Below are 236 nucleotides of genomic sequence, written 5' to 3'. Positions count from 1 at the left end.
GATCGATTTGATCTTCCTCTTCTTCGACTTCCTGTTCCTTGTCTGCTTCCAGATCAACGAAGGCGGCCAGCTGCTCCTGCAGGATAGTTGCGGAGCGGCGGATCGCTTCTTCCGGATCCAGTGTGCCGTCGGTTTCCAGGTCGATCACCAGCTTGTCGAGGTTGGTGCGCTGTTCAACACGCGCAGCCTCGACGGCATAGGAGACCCGACGAACCGGGGTAAAGGTCGCATCCAGC

General features: G+C 58.5%; 1 pseudogene. It reads right to left on the bottom strand.

The annotated features are described in order from the left end of the window. Nucleotides 1-236: pseudogene (locus R0J88_RS23500) on the bottom strand (DNA-directed RNA polymerase subunit alpha); the annotation flags it as partial.

Source organism: Pseudoalteromonas sp. SIMBA_162, from assembly GCF_046535955.1.
Lineage (GTDB): Bacteria > Pseudomonadota > Gammaproteobacteria > Enterobacterales > Alteromonadaceae > Pseudoalteromonas > Pseudoalteromonas marina.
Note: the sequence above shows the minus strand (reverse complement) of the source record. Positions and strands in the feature narration are given on the sequence as shown.